This window comes from Streptomyces sp. NBC_00273 (assembly GCF_036178145.1).
Classification (GTDB): Bacteria; Actinomycetota; Actinomycetes; order Streptomycetales; family Streptomycetaceae; genus Streptomyces.
In genome coordinates, this window is record NZ_CP108067.1 from 6,981,363 (window position 1) to 6,997,170 (window position 15,808).

Annotated in this window: 20 protein-coding genes; 19 read left to right on the forward strand and 1 reads right to left on the reverse strand. The window is 71.8% G+C overall.

Going from position 1 to position 15,808, the window contains the following annotated elements:
* Positions 1 to 53: 53 nt before the first annotated feature.
* From hisD to hisF, 8 genes are read left to right on the forward strand one after another with little or no spacing between them, the layout of a single operon-like run.
* Positions 54 to 1,376 (forward strand): histidinol dehydrogenase, encoded by a 1,323-nt coding sequence (hisD, locus tag OG386_RS31070; protein WP_328790835.1) that lies wholly within the window; start codon positions 54 to 56, stop codon positions 1,374 to 1,376.
* Positions 1,355 to 2,497 (forward strand): histidinol-phosphate transaminase, encoded by a 1,143-nt coding sequence (locus tag OG386_RS31075; protein WP_327385961.1) that lies wholly within the window; start codon positions 1,355 to 1,357, stop codon positions 2,495 to 2,497. Before hisD ends, OG386_RS31075 begins: the two co-directional genes overlap by 22 nt.
* The gene (gene hisB, locus OG386_RS31080) at positions 2,494 to 3,087 is read left to right on the forward strand and encodes an imidazoleglycerol-phosphate dehydratase HisB (RefSeq protein ID WP_030009963.1); all 594 of its coding nucleotides are present in this window, start codon (positions 2,494 to 2,496) and stop codon (positions 3,085 to 3,087) included. The genes OG386_RS31075 and hisB overlap by 4 nt, the downstream gene beginning before the upstream one ends.
* Positions 3,088 to 3,089: 2 nt before the next feature.
* Complete coding sequence (locus OG386_RS31085; protein WP_030724515.1) at positions 3,090 to 3,257, forward strand: hypothetical protein; 168 nt, start codon at positions 3,090 to 3,092, stop codon at positions 3,255 to 3,257.
* The gene (hisH, locus tag OG386_RS31090) at positions 3,254 to 3,904 is read left to right on the forward strand and encodes an imidazole glycerol phosphate synthase subunit HisH (protein WP_030009965.1); all 651 of its coding nucleotides are present in this window, start codon (positions 3,254 to 3,256) and stop codon (positions 3,902 to 3,904) included. The genes OG386_RS31085 and hisH overlap by 4 nt, the downstream gene beginning before the upstream one ends.
* A complete protein-coding gene (gene priA / locus OG386_RS31095) occupies positions 3,904 to 4,635 on the forward strand; it encodes a bifunctional 1-(5-phosphoribosyl)-5-((5-phosphoribosylamino)methylideneamino)imidazole-4-carboxamide isomerase/phosphoribosylanthranilate isomerase PriA (protein WP_328790836.1) in 732 nt (243 codons plus the stop codon). The genes hisH and priA overlap by 1 nt, the downstream gene beginning before the upstream one ends.
* Positions 4,632 to 5,018 carry a RidA family protein gene (locus OG386_RS31100; protein WP_328790837.1) on the forward strand — a complete coding sequence of 129 codons (387 nt, stop codon included), beginning with the start codon at positions 4,632 to 4,634 and terminating at the stop codon, positions 5,016 to 5,018. The genes priA and OG386_RS31100 overlap by 4 nt, the downstream gene beginning before the upstream one ends.
* Positions 5,015 to 5,770, forward strand: coding sequence for an imidazole glycerol phosphate synthase subunit HisF (gene hisF, locus OG386_RS31105; RefSeq protein ID WP_328790838.1), 756 nt, complete (start codon positions 5,015 to 5,017; stop codon positions 5,768 to 5,770). The genes OG386_RS31100 and hisF overlap by 4 nt, the downstream gene beginning before the upstream one ends.
* A gap of 85 nt (positions 5,771 to 5,855) precedes the next feature.
* On the opposite strand, the gene OG386_RS31110 is transcribed toward hisF, so the two are convergent.
* Positions 5,856 to 6,488: a TIGR03085 family metal-binding protein gene (locus OG386_RS31110; protein ID WP_328790839.1), complete on the reverse strand. Its 633-nt coding sequence runs from the start codon at positions 6,486 to 6,488 to the stop codon at positions 5,856 to 5,858.
* A gap of 91 nt (positions 6,489 to 6,579) precedes the next feature.
* On the opposite strand from OG386_RS31110, the gene hisI reads away from it, so the two are divergent.
* The 11 genes from hisI to lgt all read left to right on the forward strand — a co-directional run bounded on the left by hisI (position 6,580) and on the right by lgt (position 15,795).
* Positions 6,580 to 6,948 (forward strand): phosphoribosyl-AMP cyclohydrolase, encoded by a 369-nt coding sequence (gene hisI / locus OG386_RS31115; RefSeq protein WP_327735003.1) that lies wholly within the window; start codon positions 6,580 to 6,582, stop codon positions 6,946 to 6,948.
* A gap of 14 nt (positions 6,949 to 6,962) precedes the next feature.
* The gene (locus OG386_RS31120) at positions 6,963 to 8,453 is read left to right on the forward strand and encodes an anthranilate synthase component I (protein WP_328790841.1); all 1,491 of its coding nucleotides are present in this window, start codon (positions 6,963 to 6,965) and stop codon (positions 8,451 to 8,453) included.
* A 14-nt stretch (positions 8,454 to 8,467) separates the two neighbouring features.
* On the forward strand, positions 8,468 to 9,148 hold the full coding sequence (locus OG386_RS31125; RefSeq protein ID WP_328790842.1) for a TIGR02234 family membrane protein: 681 nt from the start codon (positions 8,468 to 8,470) through the stop codon (positions 9,146 to 9,148).
* 138 nt (positions 9,149 to 9,286) lie between these two features.
* The gene (locus OG386_RS31130; RefSeq protein ID WP_030773215.1) at positions 9,287 to 9,538 is read left to right on the forward strand and encodes an HGxxPAAW family protein; all 252 of its coding nucleotides are present in this window, start codon (positions 9,287 to 9,289) and stop codon (positions 9,536 to 9,538) included.
* 84 nt (positions 9,539 to 9,622) lie between these two features.
* Complete coding sequence (locus OG386_RS31135) at positions 9,623 to 10,129, forward strand: DUF2752 domain-containing protein (protein WP_328790843.1); 507 nt, start codon at positions 9,623 to 9,625, stop codon at positions 10,127 to 10,129.
* A gap of 172 nt (positions 10,130 to 10,301) precedes the next feature.
* Positions 10,302 to 11,111, forward strand: coding sequence for an indole-3-glycerol phosphate synthase TrpC (gene trpC / locus OG386_RS31140; RefSeq protein ID WP_109782100.1), 810 nt, complete (start codon positions 10,302 to 10,304; stop codon positions 11,109 to 11,111).
* A gap of 9 nt (positions 11,112 to 11,120) precedes the next feature.
* Entirely contained in the window at positions 11,121 to 11,330 is a 210-nt protein-coding gene (gene trpM, locus OG386_RS31145; RefSeq protein ID WP_327385970.1) for a tryptophan biosynthesis modulator TrpM, read from the forward strand.
* 205 nt (positions 11,331 to 11,535) lie between these two features.
* Positions 11,536 to 12,777 (forward strand): tryptophan synthase subunit beta, encoded by a 1,242-nt coding sequence (gene trpB, locus OG386_RS31150; RefSeq protein WP_327385971.1) that lies wholly within the window; start codon positions 11,536 to 11,538, stop codon positions 12,775 to 12,777.
* The gene (gene trpA, locus OG386_RS31155; protein ID WP_030011541.1) at positions 12,774 to 13,589 is read left to right on the forward strand and encodes a tryptophan synthase subunit alpha; all 816 of its coding nucleotides are present in this window, start codon (positions 12,774 to 12,776) and stop codon (positions 13,587 to 13,589) included. Before trpB ends, trpA begins: the two co-directional genes overlap by 4 nt.
* 132 nt (positions 13,590 to 13,721) lie before the next feature.
* A complete protein-coding gene (locus OG386_RS31160) occupies positions 13,722 to 14,738 on the forward strand; it encodes a DsbA family protein (protein ID WP_328790844.1) in 1,017 nt (338 codons plus the stop codon).
* Positions 14,739 to 14,826: 88 nt separating this feature from the next.
* Positions 14,827 to 15,795, forward strand: a complete 969-nt coding sequence (lgt, locus tag OG386_RS31165; protein ID WP_328793428.1) for a prolipoprotein diacylglyceryl transferase — start codon at positions 14,827 to 14,829, stop codon at positions 15,793 to 15,795.
* The last annotated feature ends 13 nt before the right edge of the window (positions 15,796 to 15,808 follow it).

Consider the following 15,808-nt stretch of genomic DNA (forward strand, 5'->3'; position numbering starts at 1 on the left):
CAGCCAGTGATACGGGCGAACGGTGGCGCGAAGCGGTCTGAGAGAATTGTGAGGTGATCTCTCGTATCGACCTGCGCGGTGACGCCCTCCCCGAGGGCGGCGCCCTGCGCTCCCTGCTGCCCCGTGCCGAGTTCGACGTAGCGGCCGCCCTGGAGAAGGTGCGGCCCATCTGCGAGGACGTCCATCATCGTGGCACGGCGGCGCTGATCGAGTACGCGCAGAAGTTCGACGGGGTCGAGCTCTCGCAGGTCCGGGTACCCGCGGAGGCCATCAAGGCCGCCCTGGAAGAGCTGGACCCGGCCGTCCGCGCCGCCCTGGAGGAGTCGATCCGGCGCGCCCGGATCGTGCACCGGGGCCAGCGCCGCACCGAGCACACCACCCAGGTGGTCCCCGGCGGCACCGTGACCGAGAAGTGGGTTCCGGTCGAGCGCGTGGGGCTGTACGCCCCGGGCGGCCGCTCGGTGTACCCGTCCTCCGTCGTCATGAACGTCGTGCCGGCCCAGGAGGCGGGCGTCGAGTCGATCGCGCTCGCGTCCCCGCCGCAGAAGGAGTTCGGCGGCCTGCCGCACCCGACGATCCTCGCCGCGTGCGCGCTGCTCGGCGTGGACGAGGTGTACGCGGTGGGCGGTGCGCAGGCCGTGGCGATGTTCGCGTACGGGACCGAGGACTGCCTCCCCTCCAACATGGTGACCGGCCCCGGCAACATCTGGGTCGCCGCCGCCAAGCGCTACTTCACCGGGAAGATCGGCATCGACACCGAGGCCGGCCCGACCGAGATCGCCGTCCTCGCCGACTCCACGGCCGACCCGGTGCACGTCGCCGCCGACCTGATCAGCCAGGCCGAGCACGACCCGCTGGCCGCCGCCGTGCTCGTCACGGACTCCGCGGAGCTCGCGGACGCCGTCGAGAAGGAGCTGGAGCCGCAGGTCGCCGCGACCAAGCACGTCGAGGACCGGATCAAGCCCGCCCTCGCCGGCAAGCAGTCCGCGATCGTGCTGGTCGACAGCCTGGAGGACGGCCTCAAGGTCGTCGACGCGTACGGCGCCGAACACCTGGAGATCCAGACCGCCGACGCCGCCGCCTGGGCCGCCCGCGTCCGCAACGCCGGCGCGATCTTCGTCGGCCCGTGGGCCCCGGTCTCCCTCGGCGACTACTGCGCCGGCTCGAACCACGTGCTGCCCACCGGCGGCTGCGCCTGCCACTCCTCCGGCCTGTCCGTGCAGTCCTTCCTGCGCGGCATCCACATCGTCGACTACACGCGCGACGCCCTCGCCGAGGTCACCCACCACGTGGTGACGCTGGCCGAGGCCGAGGACCTGCCCGCGCACGGCGCCGCCCTGAAGGCGCGCTTCGGATGGAAGGTCCCCACCCCGTGAGCTTCGGCATCGACGACCTGCCCATCCGGGACGAGCTGCGCGGCAAGAGCCCGTACGGCGCCCCGCAGCTCGACGTGCCCGTCCAGCTGAACACCAACGAGAACCCGTACGAGCTGCCCGAGGAGCTCGTGCGGCGCATCGCCGAGCGCGTCTCCGAGGCGGCCCGCACCCTCAACCGCTACCCCGACCGGGACGCGGTCGAGCTGCGCACCGAGCTGGCCGCCTACCTCACCCGTACCGGCAAGCACCCGGTCGCGCGGGAGAACGTCTGGGCCGCCAACGGCTCCAACGAGGTCATCCAGCAGCTGCTGCAGACCTTCGGCGGACCCGGCCGCACCGCGCTCGGCTTCGAGCCCTCCTACTCGATGCACGCGCTGATCTCCCGCGGCACCGGCACCGGGTGGATCTCCGGCCCGCGCCGCGAGGACTTCACGATCGACGTGGAGGCGGCCGAGCAGGCGATCACCGAGAACGCACCCGACGTCGTCTTCATCACCTCGCCCAACAACCCCACGGGCACCGCGGTCGAGGCCGAGACGGTCCTCGCCCTCTACGAGGCCGCGCAGGCGGCGCGTGCCGATCGAGGTTCGGCCTCCCTGGTGATCGTCGACGAGGCGTACGTGGAGTTCAGCCACCGCGACTCGCTGCTGCCCCTCATCGAGGGTCGCCCATGCTTGGTGGTCTCCCGGACCATGTCCAAGGCCTTCGGCGCCGCCGGTCTGCGCCTGGGCTACCTGGCGGCGCACCCCGCCGTCGTCGACGCCGTCCAGCTGGTGCGCCTGCCGTACCACCTGTCGGCCGTCACCCAGGCCACCGCACTGGCCGCCCTGGAACACACCGACACCCTGCTCGGCTACGTCGAGCAGCTCAAGGCCGAGCGCGACCGCCTGGTCGCCGAACTGCGGGCCATCGGCTTCGAGGTCACCGATTCCGACGCGAACTTCATCCAGTTCGGGAAGTTCGAGGACTCGCACACCGCCTGGCAGAAGATCCTCGACCAGGGCGTCCTGGTCCGGGACAACGGCGTACCGGGATGGCTGCGGGTCACCGCGGGCACCCCGGCGGAGAACGACGCGTTCCTGGAAGCGGTTCGCGCACTGAACAAGGAGCAGCACGCATGAGCCGCATCGGACGGGTCGAACGGACCACCAAGGAGACCTCGGTCGTCGTCGAGATAAACCTCGACGGTACCGGCCAGGTCGACGTCTCGACGGGCGTGGGCTTCTACGACCACATGCTCGACCAGCTCGGCCGCCACGGCCTCTTCGACCTCACCGTCAAGACCGAGGGCGACCTGCACATCGACAGCCACCACACCATCGAGGACAGCGCGCTCGCGCTGGGCGCCGCCTTCAAGCAGGCCCTCGGCGACAAGGTCGGCATCTACCGCTTCGGCAACTGCACCGTGCCGCTCGACGAGTCCCTCGCCCAGGTGACCGTCGACCTGTCCGGCCGCCCCTACCTCGTGCACACCGAGCCCGAGAACATGGCGCCGATGATCGGCACGTACGACACGACGATGACCCGGCACATCTTCGAGTCCTTCGTCGCGCAGGCCCAGATCGCCCTGCACATCCACGTCCCGTACGGCCGCAACGCCCACCACATCGTGGAGTGCCAGTTCAAGGCCCTCGCCCGGGCGCTGCGCTACGCCGCCGAGTTCGACCCGCGCGCGGCCGGCATCCTGCCCTCCACGAAGGGCGCCCTCTAGCCGTGAACGGCCTGAACACCATCCTGATCGTCCTCGGCCTGTTCCTGGCCGGGGGCGTCTACTCCTTCCAGAAGCAGAAGATGCCCAAGTCGGTCGTCATTCTGCTCGCTCTGGCCTCCGCGATGTGTCTGGCCGCCGGAGTCCTGCGAATCCAGGGAATTTGGGAATGAGCGCTGTCCGCCCCACCAAGAACGTCGTCGTCTTCGACTACGGCTTCGGAAACGTCCGCTCCGCCGAGCGGGCCCTCGCCCGCGTCGGCGCGAACGTCGAGATCACCCGCGACTACGACAAGGCCATGGACGCCGACGGACTCCTCGTCCCCGGCGTAGGCGCCTTCTCCGCCTGCATGCAGGGCCTCAAGGACGCCCGCGGTGACTGGATCATCGGGCGCCGGCTCTCCGGCGGCCGCCCGGTCATGGGCATCTGCGTCGGCATGCAGATCCTCTTCGAGCGCGGCATCGAGCACGGCGTCGAGACCGAGGGCCTCGACGAGTGGCCCGGCACGGTCGGCCCGCTCAAGGCCCCGATCGTCCCCCACATGGGCTGGAACACCGTCGAGGCACCCGCCGACAGCCAGGCCTTCAAGGGCCTGGACGCCGACGCCCGGTTCTACTTCGTGCACTCCTACGCGGCGCGCGACTGGACCCTCGAAATCACCAACCCGCTGATCCGCGCCCCCAAGGTCACCTGGGCCACCCACGGCGAGCGCTTCGTGGCGGCGGTGGAGAACCGGGCCCTGTGGGCCACGCAGTTCCACCCCGAGAAGTCCGGCGACGCCGGCGCCCAGCTCCTCACCAACTGGATCGAGACCCTGTGATGACCGCACCCACGCTCGAACTCCTGCCCGCGGTCGACGTCCGCGACGGACAGGCCGTCCGCCTCGTGCACGGGGTCTCCGGCAGCGAGACCTCCTACGGCTCCCCGCTGGACGCGGCCCTCGCCTGGCAGCGCTCCGGCGCCGAATGGCTGCACCTGGTCGACCTGGACGCCGCCTTCGGCACCGGCGACAACCGCGCCCTGGTCGCCGAGATCACCCGCGCCATGGACATCAAGGTCGAGCTCTCCGGCGGCATCCGCGACGACGCCTCGCTCGCCGCGGCCCTCGCCACCGGCTGCACCCGCGTCAACCTGGGCACCGCCGCCCTGGAGACCCCCGAGTGGGCCGCCAAGGCCATCGCCGAGCACGGCGACAAGATCGCGATCGGCCTCGACGTACGCGGCACCACCCTCAAGGGCCGCGGCTGGACCAGCGAGGGCGGCGACCTCTACGAGACCCTCGCCCGCCTGGACTCCGAGGGCTGCGCCCGGTACGTCGTCACCGACATCGGCAAGGACGGCACGCTGACCGGCCCCAACCTGGAGCTGCTGAAGAACGTCTGCGCCGCCACCGACCGGCCCGTCGTCGCCTCCGGCGGCATCTCCTCGCTCGACGACCTGCGGGCGCTGTCCGAACTGGTCCCGCTGGGCGTCGAGGGCGCGATCGTCGGCAAGGCCCTGTACGCCAAGGCCTTCACCCTGGAAGAAGCCCTGAAGGTGGTCTCCGCATGAGTTCCGACGCCGTACGCCGCATCTCCTCCGGCGGCCCCTACGAGGACGTCATCGCCTACTCCCGCGCCGTGCAGCTGCCGAACGGGCTCGTGCTCGTCTCCGGCTGCACCGCGGCCGACGCGGGCGGCCCGTACGACCAGACCGTCGCCGCCTTCGGCGTCGCCTTCAAGGCCCTCGCCCAGGCCGGCCTCGGCCCCGAGGACGTCGTGCGCACCCGCATGTACCTGACGCACGCCCGGGACGTGGACGAGGTGGGCCGCGCCCACAAGGAACTCTTCGACGCGGTCCGCCCGGCCGCGACGATGCTCATCGTCTCCGGCTTCGTCGACCCCAGCATGGTCGTCGAGGTGGAGGTCGAGGCGTTCAAGGCGGTGGCGGAATGACCCTCGCCGTACGCGTGATCCCCTGCCTGGACGTGGACAACGGCCGGGTCGTCAAGGGCGTCAACTTCCAGAACCTGCGCGACGCGGGTGACCCGGTGGAGATGGCCAAGCTGTACGACGCCGAGGGCGCCGACGAGCTGACCTTCCTCGACATCACCGCGTCCTCCGGGAACCGCGAGACCACGTACGACGTGGTGCGCCGCACCGCGGAGCAGGTCTTCATCCCGCTCACGGTGGGCGGCGGCGTCCGCACGGCCGACGACGTCGACAAGCTGTTGCGGGCGGGAGCGGACAAGGTCGGCGTGAACACCGCCGCCATCGTCCGCCCCGAGCTGATCCAGGAGATCGCGGAGCGCTTCGGCCGGCAGGTCCTCGTCCTGTCCGTGGACGCGCGCCGCACCGCCGCCGGGACCTTCGAGGTCACCACGCACGGCGGTCGGCAGGGCACCGGCATCGACGCGGTCGAGTGGGCGCACCGGGCGGCCGAACTGGGCGCGGGCGAGATCCTGCTCAACTCGATGGACGCGGACGGCACCAAGGACGGCTACGACATCGAGATGATCGCGGCGGTGCGGCGGCACGTCACGGTCCCGGTGATCGCCTCGGGCGGCGCGGGCCGCCTCGCCGATTTCGCCCCGGCGATCGAGGCGGGTGCCGATGCGGTCCTGGCGGCGTCGGTCTTCCACTTCGGCGACCTGCGCATCTCGGAGGTCAAGTCCGCCCTCCGCGAAGCGGGCCACCCGGTCCGCTGACCTTGCCCTGGCCGGGTGGTGCGGGTCGTCCTCCGGGTGCGGGCCGTCCTCCTGGGGCTCCGCCCCAGGAGGACGGCCCGCCGGGTCAGATGCCCAGTTCGGCCACCGTCAGCTTGGCCACGGCCTCCTTCTCGCCGTCCAGCGCCACCGACGCAGACGCCTGCCGGCCGAAGCAGAACAGCGTCAGCTCCCCCGGTTCGCCGGTCACCGTCACCACCGGCGCACCCTTGTGCGCCACCACCGTCCGCCCGTCCGGACGCCTCAGCACCAGGCCCACCGGCGAGCGGCGGCCCGTCAGGCGTGCCAGCTTCTCCAGCCGGGACCACAGCGCGTCCGAGAAGACCGGGTCCAGCTCCCGCGGGGACCAGTCCGGCTGCGCCCGGCGGACGTCCTCCGCGTGGACGTAGAACTCGACCGCGTTCGCCGCCTCGTCGATCTGCTTCAGCGCGTACACCGACATCCTCGGCGGGCCGGTCCTGATCAGCTGGATCAGTTCCTCGTACGGCTTGGCCGTGTACTCCTCCATCGCCTTGTCCAGGCGGGCCTTCAGCACGTTCAGCAGCAGGCCGCCCGCCGCGTCGGGCCGCCGCTCGCGGACCACCACGTGCGCGGCCAGGTCCCGACAGGTCCAGCCGGCGCACAGCGTGGGGCCCTCCGGACCGGCCGCCTCCAACAGGTCCGCCAGGAGCAGGCGTTCACGCTTCGCATGGGTAGACATGCGGGCCAGCCTACGGCGGGAACCCGCCCAGCACCCGTTCATCAGGCGGACGCGGATCATTACCCCCGCCCCGGCCCGGCACAATGTCCACATGAGTACGTCCCCCCGCTCCGGCAACCTCGACCCCGCCATCGCCGCACGCCTCAAGCGTTCCGCGGACGGGCTGGTCCCGGCCATCGCCCAGCAGTACGACACCGGTGAGGTGCTCATGCTCGGCTGGATGGACGACGAGGCCCTGCACCGCACCCTGACCACCGGACGCTGCACCTACTGGTCCCGCAGCCGCCAGGAGTACTGGGTGAAGGGGGACACTTCCGGCCACTTCCAGCACGTGAAGTCCGTCGCGCTCGACTGCGACGCCGACACCGTGCTCGTCCAGGTCGACCAGGTCGGAGCGGCCTGCCACACCGGGGCGCGCACCTGTTTCGACGAAGATGTCCTCCTCCGCGCAGCCGACTAGGTAGGGTCCCCGAAATGGATCTTGAGACGTTCCGCAAGCTCGCGGCCGACCGCCGCGTCATCCCCGTGAGCCGCAAGCTGCTGGCTGACGGGGACACCCCCGTCGGGCTCTACCGCAAGCTGGCAGCCGAACGCCCCGGCACCTTCCTCCTGGAGTCCGCCGAGAACGGCCGCTCTTGGTCCCGGTACTCCTTCATCGGGGTCCGTAGCGACGCCACCCTGACCGCCCGGGACGGCCGCGCGCACTGGATCGGCACCCCGCCCGTCGGGGTACCCACCGACGGCGACCCCCTCGACGCCCTGCGCGCCACCGTCGAGGCCCTGCACACCCCCCGCGACCTCGCGGGCGGCATGCCGCCCTTCACCGGCGGCATGGTCGGCTACCTCGGCTACGACATCGTCCGCCGCCTGGAGCGCATCGGCGAGCACACCGCCGACGACCTGGAGCTGCCCGAGCTGACCATGCTGCTCACCTCCGACCTGGCGGTCATGGACCACTGGGACGGCACCGTCCAGCTCATCGCCAACGCCATCAACCACAACGACCTCGATTCCGGGGTCGACGAGGCGTACGCGGACGCCGTGGCCCGCCTCGACGCGATGGAGGCCGACCTCGCGCGGCCCGCCCCCTACGTGCCGGCCGTGCTGCCCGCCTCCGAGCTGCCCGAGTTCTCGGCCCTGTGGGGCGGCGAGAAGTACCAGGCGGCCGTCGAGGACATCAAGGAACGCATCCGGGCCGGCGAAGCCTTCCAGGTGGTGCCCTCGCAGCGGTTCGAGACCGAGTGCCGGGCCTCCGCCCTGGACGTCTACCGGGTGCTGCGGGCCACCAACCCGTCCCCGTACATGTACCTCTTCCGCTTCGAGAACGGCTTCGACGTGGTCGGCTCCAGCCCCGAGGCGCTGGTCAAGGTCGAGGACGGGCGGGCCATGGTCCACCCCATCGCCGGCACCCGCCACCGGGGCGCGACCCCGCAGGAGGACAACGACCTCGCCGACGAACTGATGGCCGACCCCAAGGAGCGGGCCGAGCACCTGATGCTCGTCGACCTGGGCCGCAACGACCTCGGCCGGGTCTGCGAGCCGGGATCGGTGGAGGTCGTCGACTTCATGTCGATCGAGCGCTACTCCCACGTCATGCACATCGTCTCCACCGTGACGGGGCGCGTGGCCGAGGGGAAGACCGCCTTCGACGTGCTCACCGCCTGCTTCCCGGCCGGCACCCTCTCCGGGGCGCCCAAGCCGCGCGCCATGCAGATCATCGAGGAGCTGGAGCCCTCCCGCCGCGGTCTCTACGGCGGCTGCGTGGGCTACCTGGACTTCGCCGGGGACTCCGACACGGCGATTGCCATCCGCACCGCGCTGCTGCGCGACGGCACGGCGTACGTGCAGGCCGGAGCCGGTGTCGTCGCGGACTCGGTGCCCGAGCTGGAGGACAACGAGTGCCGCAACAAGGCGGCCGCCGTGCTGCGCGCGGTGGGAGCGGCGAACCGCCTCCACGGCTCCTGAGGGCGTAGGGGATAGTGGGGTACGTGAGTGCCGTACCCCCGCCCCGAAACGACGCCGACGCCCAGTCCGAGCCCGAGGCTCCCGACGGCCGCGGCGGCCGCCGCAGCGTGGCCGTCGCCCTGCTGCTCGGCGCCCTCGGCGCCACCGTCGTCCTGCTCGCCTCCGGCCGGACCTGGGCCCGGGGCACCGCCGCCATCGGCAGCGACTCGCTCCAGCTGGCCGCCGACGGGCGGGCCGTCACCGGCCTCCCCGCGGCGCTGGCCATCGTGGGCCTCGCCGCACTGGTCGCCGTCTTCGCCGTACGCGGCCGGAGCCGGCTGCTGGTGTCGGGGCTGCTCGCGCTCAGCGGCCTGGGCGCGACCCTGTCGGCCGTTTTCGGCGCCGACGGCCGCAGCGCCCTGGACGCGCAGGCCGCCCGCACGACCGCCGACAGCGCCGCGCACGTGGCCGGGCTCACCCAGACGACCTGGCCCTACGTCACGGCCGCCGGCGCGGTCCTGATCCTGGCGGCCGGTGTGTTGGCCCTGCGCTTCGGCCGGAGCTGGCCCTCCATGGGAGGCCGCTACGAGCGTGACGGCAGCCCGCGCGCCCGGACTGTCGCGGCGGTTGATCCGGACCGGCCGGAAGATCTGTGGAAGGCTCTGGACCGCGGCGAGGACCCGACCACCGACCCGGGCGCCGACCGGGCCCACTGACCGGGCCCACAGACCGGGCCCACAGACCCGACCCCCCCTGGACGGCGAAGCCGCCCGGTGCGGGACAATGGTCGCCGAACGTCCGACACAGACCGCACGTTCGACACAGCAGCGCGACAGAGCAACGAGGAGCAACTCATGGCGGGCACTAGCCACGGACACACCCCGGCCGCCTGGACCGGTGTCATCATCGCCTTCATCGGTTTCTGCATCTCCGGCGCCTTCATGGTGCTCGCGAACCCGCTCGGCTTCTGGGCCGGACTCGTCGTCGTCGCGCTCGGCGGTGTCGTCGGCCTGGGGATGAAGGCCGCGGGCATGGGCGCGCCGAAGGCCGCGCACAAGGACCTCGCCGAGGTCATCGCCGCGTCCAAGGTTCCCGCCAAGGTCTGAGCGAGCGAGCGACGCGGTCCGCAGCGACGCGGTCCCACGCAACGCAGCCGAAAGGCGCGGCCCCGCCGGGCTGCGCCTTTTGTCATGAGCGGAGAGAATCAGCAGGTGGACGCCTCTCGTACCCCCGATGCCCCGCCGTCACCGGCGCCCGTGCCCGCGGAGCCGGGGCGGCCCGCCGGGCGGCCGTCCCCGTCCCGGGTACGGCGGCTCGCCGTCCCGCTGTCCTACCTGGCCGGGGTCACCGCCGCCTTCGCGTACGTGGGCGCGGTGGACCCCAACGAGCCCGGCCACTACCCGGTGTGCCCGCTGTTCCGGCTGACGGGCGCCCTGTGCCCGGGCTGCGGCGGGCTGCGCAGCGCGCACGCCTTCGCGAACGGCGATCTGGTCACCGCGCTCGGGGCGAACGCGCTCGCGGTCGCGGGCTACTTCGTCTTCGCCGCCTTCATGGCCCTGTGGCTGGTCCGCGCGTTCCGCGGCGGGCCGACCCCGAGGATCGTGCTGCGTCCGAAGCACTGGTGGGCGCTGGGTGCACTGGCGCTGGTCTTCGCCCTTGTTCGAAATTTCTCTTTCGGCTCCGCGCTGGCGCCCTGAGCCCCCTGGCCAGGCCCTATGAAGCACGGATTCCGAATGTCCAGTTACTGGGACGACGTCAACCGAGTGCGGAGGGCAACGCCTCCTACGGATACCATTTGAATGCCGACCTTGCTGTTGTACTCGTCTGCAAGGCGGCCGACCGTCATCGACCCGGAAGGGGGCCGCTCGCGTGAGTGTGCTCGACGAGATCATCGAAGGGGTCCGCGAAGACCTTGCCGAACGGCAGGCCCGCGTGAGCCTCGACGAGCTCAAGGAGCGTGCCGCCAAGGCGCCCCAGGCCAAGGACGGCGTCGCTGCCCTGCGCGGCGACAGCGTCAAGGTGATCTGCGAGGTCAAGCGCTCCAGCCCTTCCAAGGGCGCGCTGGCCGCCATCGCCGATCCGGCCGGGCTCGCCGCTGACTACGAGGCTGGCGGTGCGGCGGTCATCTCCGTCCTCACCGAGCAGCGCCGATTCGGCGGCTCGCTGGCCGACCTGGAGGCCGTCCGCGCCCGCGTGGACATCCCGATCCTGCGCAAGGACTTCATCGTCACGGCGTACCAGCTCTGGGAGGCCCGCGCCTACGGCGCCGACCTCGCCCTGCTGATCGTCGCGGCCCTGGAACAGGAGGCCCTCGTCTCCCTCATCGAGCGGGCCGAGTCCATCGGTCTCACCCCGCTCGTCGAGGTCCACGACGAGGAGGAAGTGGAGCGTGCGGTCGCCGCCGGTGCCAAGATCATCGGCGTCAACGCCCGCAACCTCAAGGACCTCAAGGTCGACCGCTCCACCTTCGAGCGCGTCGTCGGCGAGATCCCGGACCACATCGTCAAGATCGCCGAGTCCGGCATCCGTGGCCCGCACGACCTGATCGCCTACGCCAACGAGGGCGCCGACGCCGTCCTCGTCGGGGAGTCCTTGGTGACCGGCCGCGACCCGAAGGCGGCCGTGGCCGACCTCGTCGCCGCCGGCGCCCACCCCGCCCTGCGCCACGGGCGGAGCTGACCCGCACCCATGACCCACGACCGCTCCTGCGTCCGCACCCGGCCGGGCTCCCGCCCGGACGGCGTGCCGACGGCGCACGCGCCCCTGGCGCGCGGCTGCCGCCCCCGCGGCTGCCGCGCCCCGGCCCGGCGCGTGCACGGGCGGCGGGTCCGGTACGTGATCGGCTCCGAGCCCGGTCAGGTCAACGGCATGCGATGGCGCCGCGGAGGCGCGCTGTAACGAGGGCCGCCGCGGCCCGGTACGCGAGACGTACCGCGCCGCGCGCAGCTTCCGTACGGCCTGCCGTCCCGGGCCGCCGGCTCCGGACGCGGGCCGCCCCGCACCGTACGCACGACATCCCCCAGCGGGGTGTCCGCGGCACGGGCGGGCGGCGCAATACGGTGAATCCACCCCGCCGCATCTCGCACCCGTAGGAGCACTGGACATGTCCAGCGAGTTCTTCATTCCGGACCCGGAGGGTCACGTTCCCAACGCCGAGGGCTACTTCGGTGACTTCGGCGGCAAGTTCATCCCGGAGGCGCTCGTCGCCGCCGTGGACGAGGTCGCCGTCGAGTACGAGAAGGCCAAGGGCGACCCGTCCTTCGCGGCCGAGCTCAACGACCTCATGGTCAACTACACCGGCCGCCCGAGCGCCCTCACCGAGGTGCCCCGCTTCGCCGAGCACGCCGGCGGCGCCCGGATCTTCCTCAAGCGCGAGGACCTGAACCACACTGGCTCGCACAAGATCAACAACGTGCTGGGCCAGGCGCTCCTCACCAAGCGCATGGGCAAGACCCGCGTCATCGCCGAGACCGGCGCCGGGCAGCACGGCGTGGCCACCGCCACCGCCTGCGCGCTCTTCGGCCTCGACTGCACCATCTACATGGGCGAGATCGACACCCAGCGCCAGGCCCTCAACGTCGCCCGCATGCGCATGCTGGGCGCCGAGGTCATCGCCGTGAAGTCCGGTTCCCGGACGCTCAAGGACGCGATCAACGAGGCGTTCCGCGACTGGGTCGCCAACGTGGACCGGACCCACTACCTCTTCGGCACGGTCGCCGGCCCCCACCCCTTCCCGGCCATGGTCCGCGACTTCCACCGGGTCATCGGCGTCGAGGCCCGCCGCCAGATCCTGGAGCGCGCCGGCCGCCTGCCGGACGCCGTCGCGGCCTGCGTCGGCGGCGGCTCCAACGCCATCGGCCTCTTCCACGCCTTCATCCCGGACGCCGACGTCCGCCTGGTCGGCTTCGAGCCCGCCGGGCACGGCGTCGAGACCGGCGAGCACGCGGCGACGCTGACCGCCGGCGAGCCCGGGATCCTGCACGGCTCCCGCTCCTACGTCCTCCAGGACGAGGAGGGCCAGATCACCGAGCCGTACTCCATCTCGGCCGGCCTGGACTACCCGGGCATCGGCCCCGAGCACTCCTACCTCAAGGACTCCGGCCGCGGCGAGTACCGCGCGGTCACCGACGACGCGGCGATGCAGGCCCTGCGCCTGCTCTCGCGCACCGAGGGGATCATCCCGGCGATCGAGTCGGCGCACGCCCTCGCGGGCGCCCTCGACCTGGGCAAGGAGCTGGGCAAGGACGGCCTGCTGGTCGTCAACCTGTCCGGTCGCGGCGACAAGGACATGGACACGGCGGCCCGCTACTTCGGGCTGTACGACGGCGAGGGGGAGAACAAGTGAGCACCGGAAACCTCCAGCTGCTGAGCGACACCCTCGCCAAGGCGAAGTCCGAGGACCGCGCGGCCCTCGTCGCCTACCTGCCGGCGGGCTTCCCGACGGTCGACGGCGCCATCGAGGCGGTCAAGGCCGTCATCGAGGGCGGGGCGGACGTGGTCGAGATCGGCCTCCCGCACAGCGACCCGGTGCTGGACGGCGCGATCATCCAGACCGCCGACGACATCGCCCTGCGCGGGGGCGTCAAGATCGCCGACGTGATCCGCACGGTCCGCGAGGCGCACGAGGCGACCGGGGCCCCGGTCCTGGTGATGACCTACTGGAACCCCATCGACCGCTACGGCGTCGAGCGGTTCACTGCCGAGCTGGCAGCGGCGGGCGGTGCCGGCTGCATCCTGCCCGACCTGCCGGTGCAGGAGTCCGCACTGTGGCGCGAGCACGCGGACAAGCACGGTCTGGCGACCGTCTTCGTCGTGGCTCCCAGCAGCAAGGACGCCCGCCTGGCCACCATCACGGCGGCCGGCTCCGGCTTCGTCTACGCAGCCTCCCTCATGGGAGTCACCGGCACCCGCGAGTCCGTCGGCAACCAGGCCCAGGACCTGGTCCGGCGCACCCGCGCCACCACCGAGCTCCCGGTCTGCGTGGGGCTCGGCGTCTCCAACGCCGTACAGGCCAAGGAGGTCGCGGGCTTCGCCGACGGCGTGATCGTCGGCTCGGCCTTCGTGAAGCTGCTCCTGGACGCGCCGGACCTGCCGGCCGGACTGGACGCCGTACGGGCGCTCGCCGGCGAGCTCGCGGAAGGCGTGCGCCGGAGCTGACGCGCGTTCGATGACGGCCACGGACGTCTGATCGGGCCCCAGCCAACGCTGGGAGGTGCCCCCAGTAGTCCGATCGGGTGGAAGTGCGGGCAGGGAGGCACGCGAGTGCCTCCCTGCCTCGTTTGGCGGAACGTGAGCGAGAAGAACGACGGTGCGAACCGCGATGCGACGAAACGATCGGCCAGGGAACGACTCCTCGTGGAGCGCGAGCGGCAGAAGACCCGGGACAAGCGCCGGCGGACCCTCGTCGTGGCGGCGGCGGTGGTCGGCGTCCTCGGCCTGGCGACCGTCGTCGGCGTGATCGCCGCCAACACCGGCAAGGACGGCTCCGCCAAGGCGGGCCCGGTGGTCGCCCCCTCCGGCGCCACCGGGAAGGACGCCCTCGCCATCCAGGCGGGCAAGCCCGAGGCGAAGTCCTCCCTCACCGTGTGGGAGGACTTCCGCTGCCCCTCCTGCAAGTTCTTCGAGGACAACTACCGCGACGTCATCCACGACCTGGAGGCCAAGGGGCTGCTCAAGGTCGACTACCACCTGGTGACGCTCATCGACCGGAGGATGGGCGGCAGCGGCTCGCTGAAGGCGGCCAACGCGGCCGCCTGCGCGCAGGACGCCGGCAAGTTCACCGAGTACCACGACCTCCTCTTCCAGAACCAGCCGCAGGAGATCGACGACGCCTTCGGCAAGAACGCCAAGCTGCTGGAACTGGCGGGCAAGGTCGACGGGCTGGACACCCCCGAGTTCCGCTCGTGCGTCGAGGACGGCACGCACAACAGCTGGGTGGCCAAGTCGGACGCCGCCTTCACCACCGGACAGTTCCGGGGCACCCCGACCGTGCTGCTCAACGGCAAGGACATCCTGTCCGACCAGGCCAACCAGGTGACCCCGCAGAAGCTGAAGGAACAGGTGGAAGCCGCAGCCAAGGGCTCGGGGGGCGCGGCCGCCGGAGCCGGCGCCGGGGCGGGGGCCGGGAAGGCCTCACCGTCGAGCAGCGCGACCCCCGGATCCGGGGCGAAGACCGGGGCCAAGGCATCGCCGTCGGCCTCGCGTACGGGATCGGGTACGGGATCGGGCGGGTCGTCCGACGGGTCTTCGAACCGGTCCACCGGCGGGACCTCCAACGGCTCCTCCAGCGGGTCCCCGCAGGACTGACCGCGGCCCGTTCCAGGTCTGGATTTGGTTTCGTCTTGCCGGGCGGGTTGCGGTGCGCACCGCCCGGCAAGGTAGCGTCATGTCTGCCATGGACCTTGCTTACATCCCCAGTCCGTCGACCGGCGTGATCCATCTCGGACCGATCCCGCTCCGCGGCTACGCGTTCTGCATCATCATCGGCGTCTTCGTCGCCGTCTGGCTCGGCAACAAGCGATGGATCGCGCGCGGCGGAAAGCCGGGCACGGTCGCGGACATCGCCGTGTGGGCCGTGCCCTTCGGCCTGGTCGGTGGGCGCCTCTACCACGTGATCACCGACTACCAGCTCTACTTCGGCGCGGGCCGCAACTGGGTCGACGCCTTCAAGATCTGGGAAGGCGGACTCGGCATCTGGGGCGCCATCGCGCTCGGCGCGGTGGGCGCCTGGATCGGCTGTCGCCTGCGCGGGATCCCGCTGCCGGCCTGGGCCGACGCCCTGGCCCCCGGCATCGCGCTGGCCCAGGCCTGCGGACGCTGGGGCAACTGGTTCAACCAGGAGCTGTACGGCCGGGCCACCGACCTCCCGTGGGCCGTGGAGATCAGCGCGGGCCCGAACCGGGACGCCGGGACCTACCACCCGACCTTCCTGTACGAGTCGCTGTGGTGCATCGGCGTCGCGCTGCTGGTCCTGTGGGCCGACCGCCGCTTCACGCTCGGCCACGGACGGGCCTTCGCCCTGTACGTCGCCGCGTACTGCGTCGGCCGCGGCTGGATCGAGTACATGCGCGTCGACGAGGCGCACCACATCCTGGGCGTCCGGCTGAACGTCTGGACCTCGATCGTCGTCTTCGTCCTCGCGGTCGTCTACCTGGTGCTGTCGGCGAAGCTGCGGCCGGGCCGCGAGTCGGTCGTCGAGCCGGACACCTCCGGCGGCAAGGACGGCGACGCCGCGGCTCCGGCCGACGCGGACGCCGCCGAGCCCACCAAGGCCGTGGCACCCGTCCTCACGAAGGACGCTCCCGCCGAGGCCGGGGCCGAGGCCAAGGCCGAGGCCAAGGCCCCGGAGGCGGGCAAGCGCTGACCTGACCGGTCCA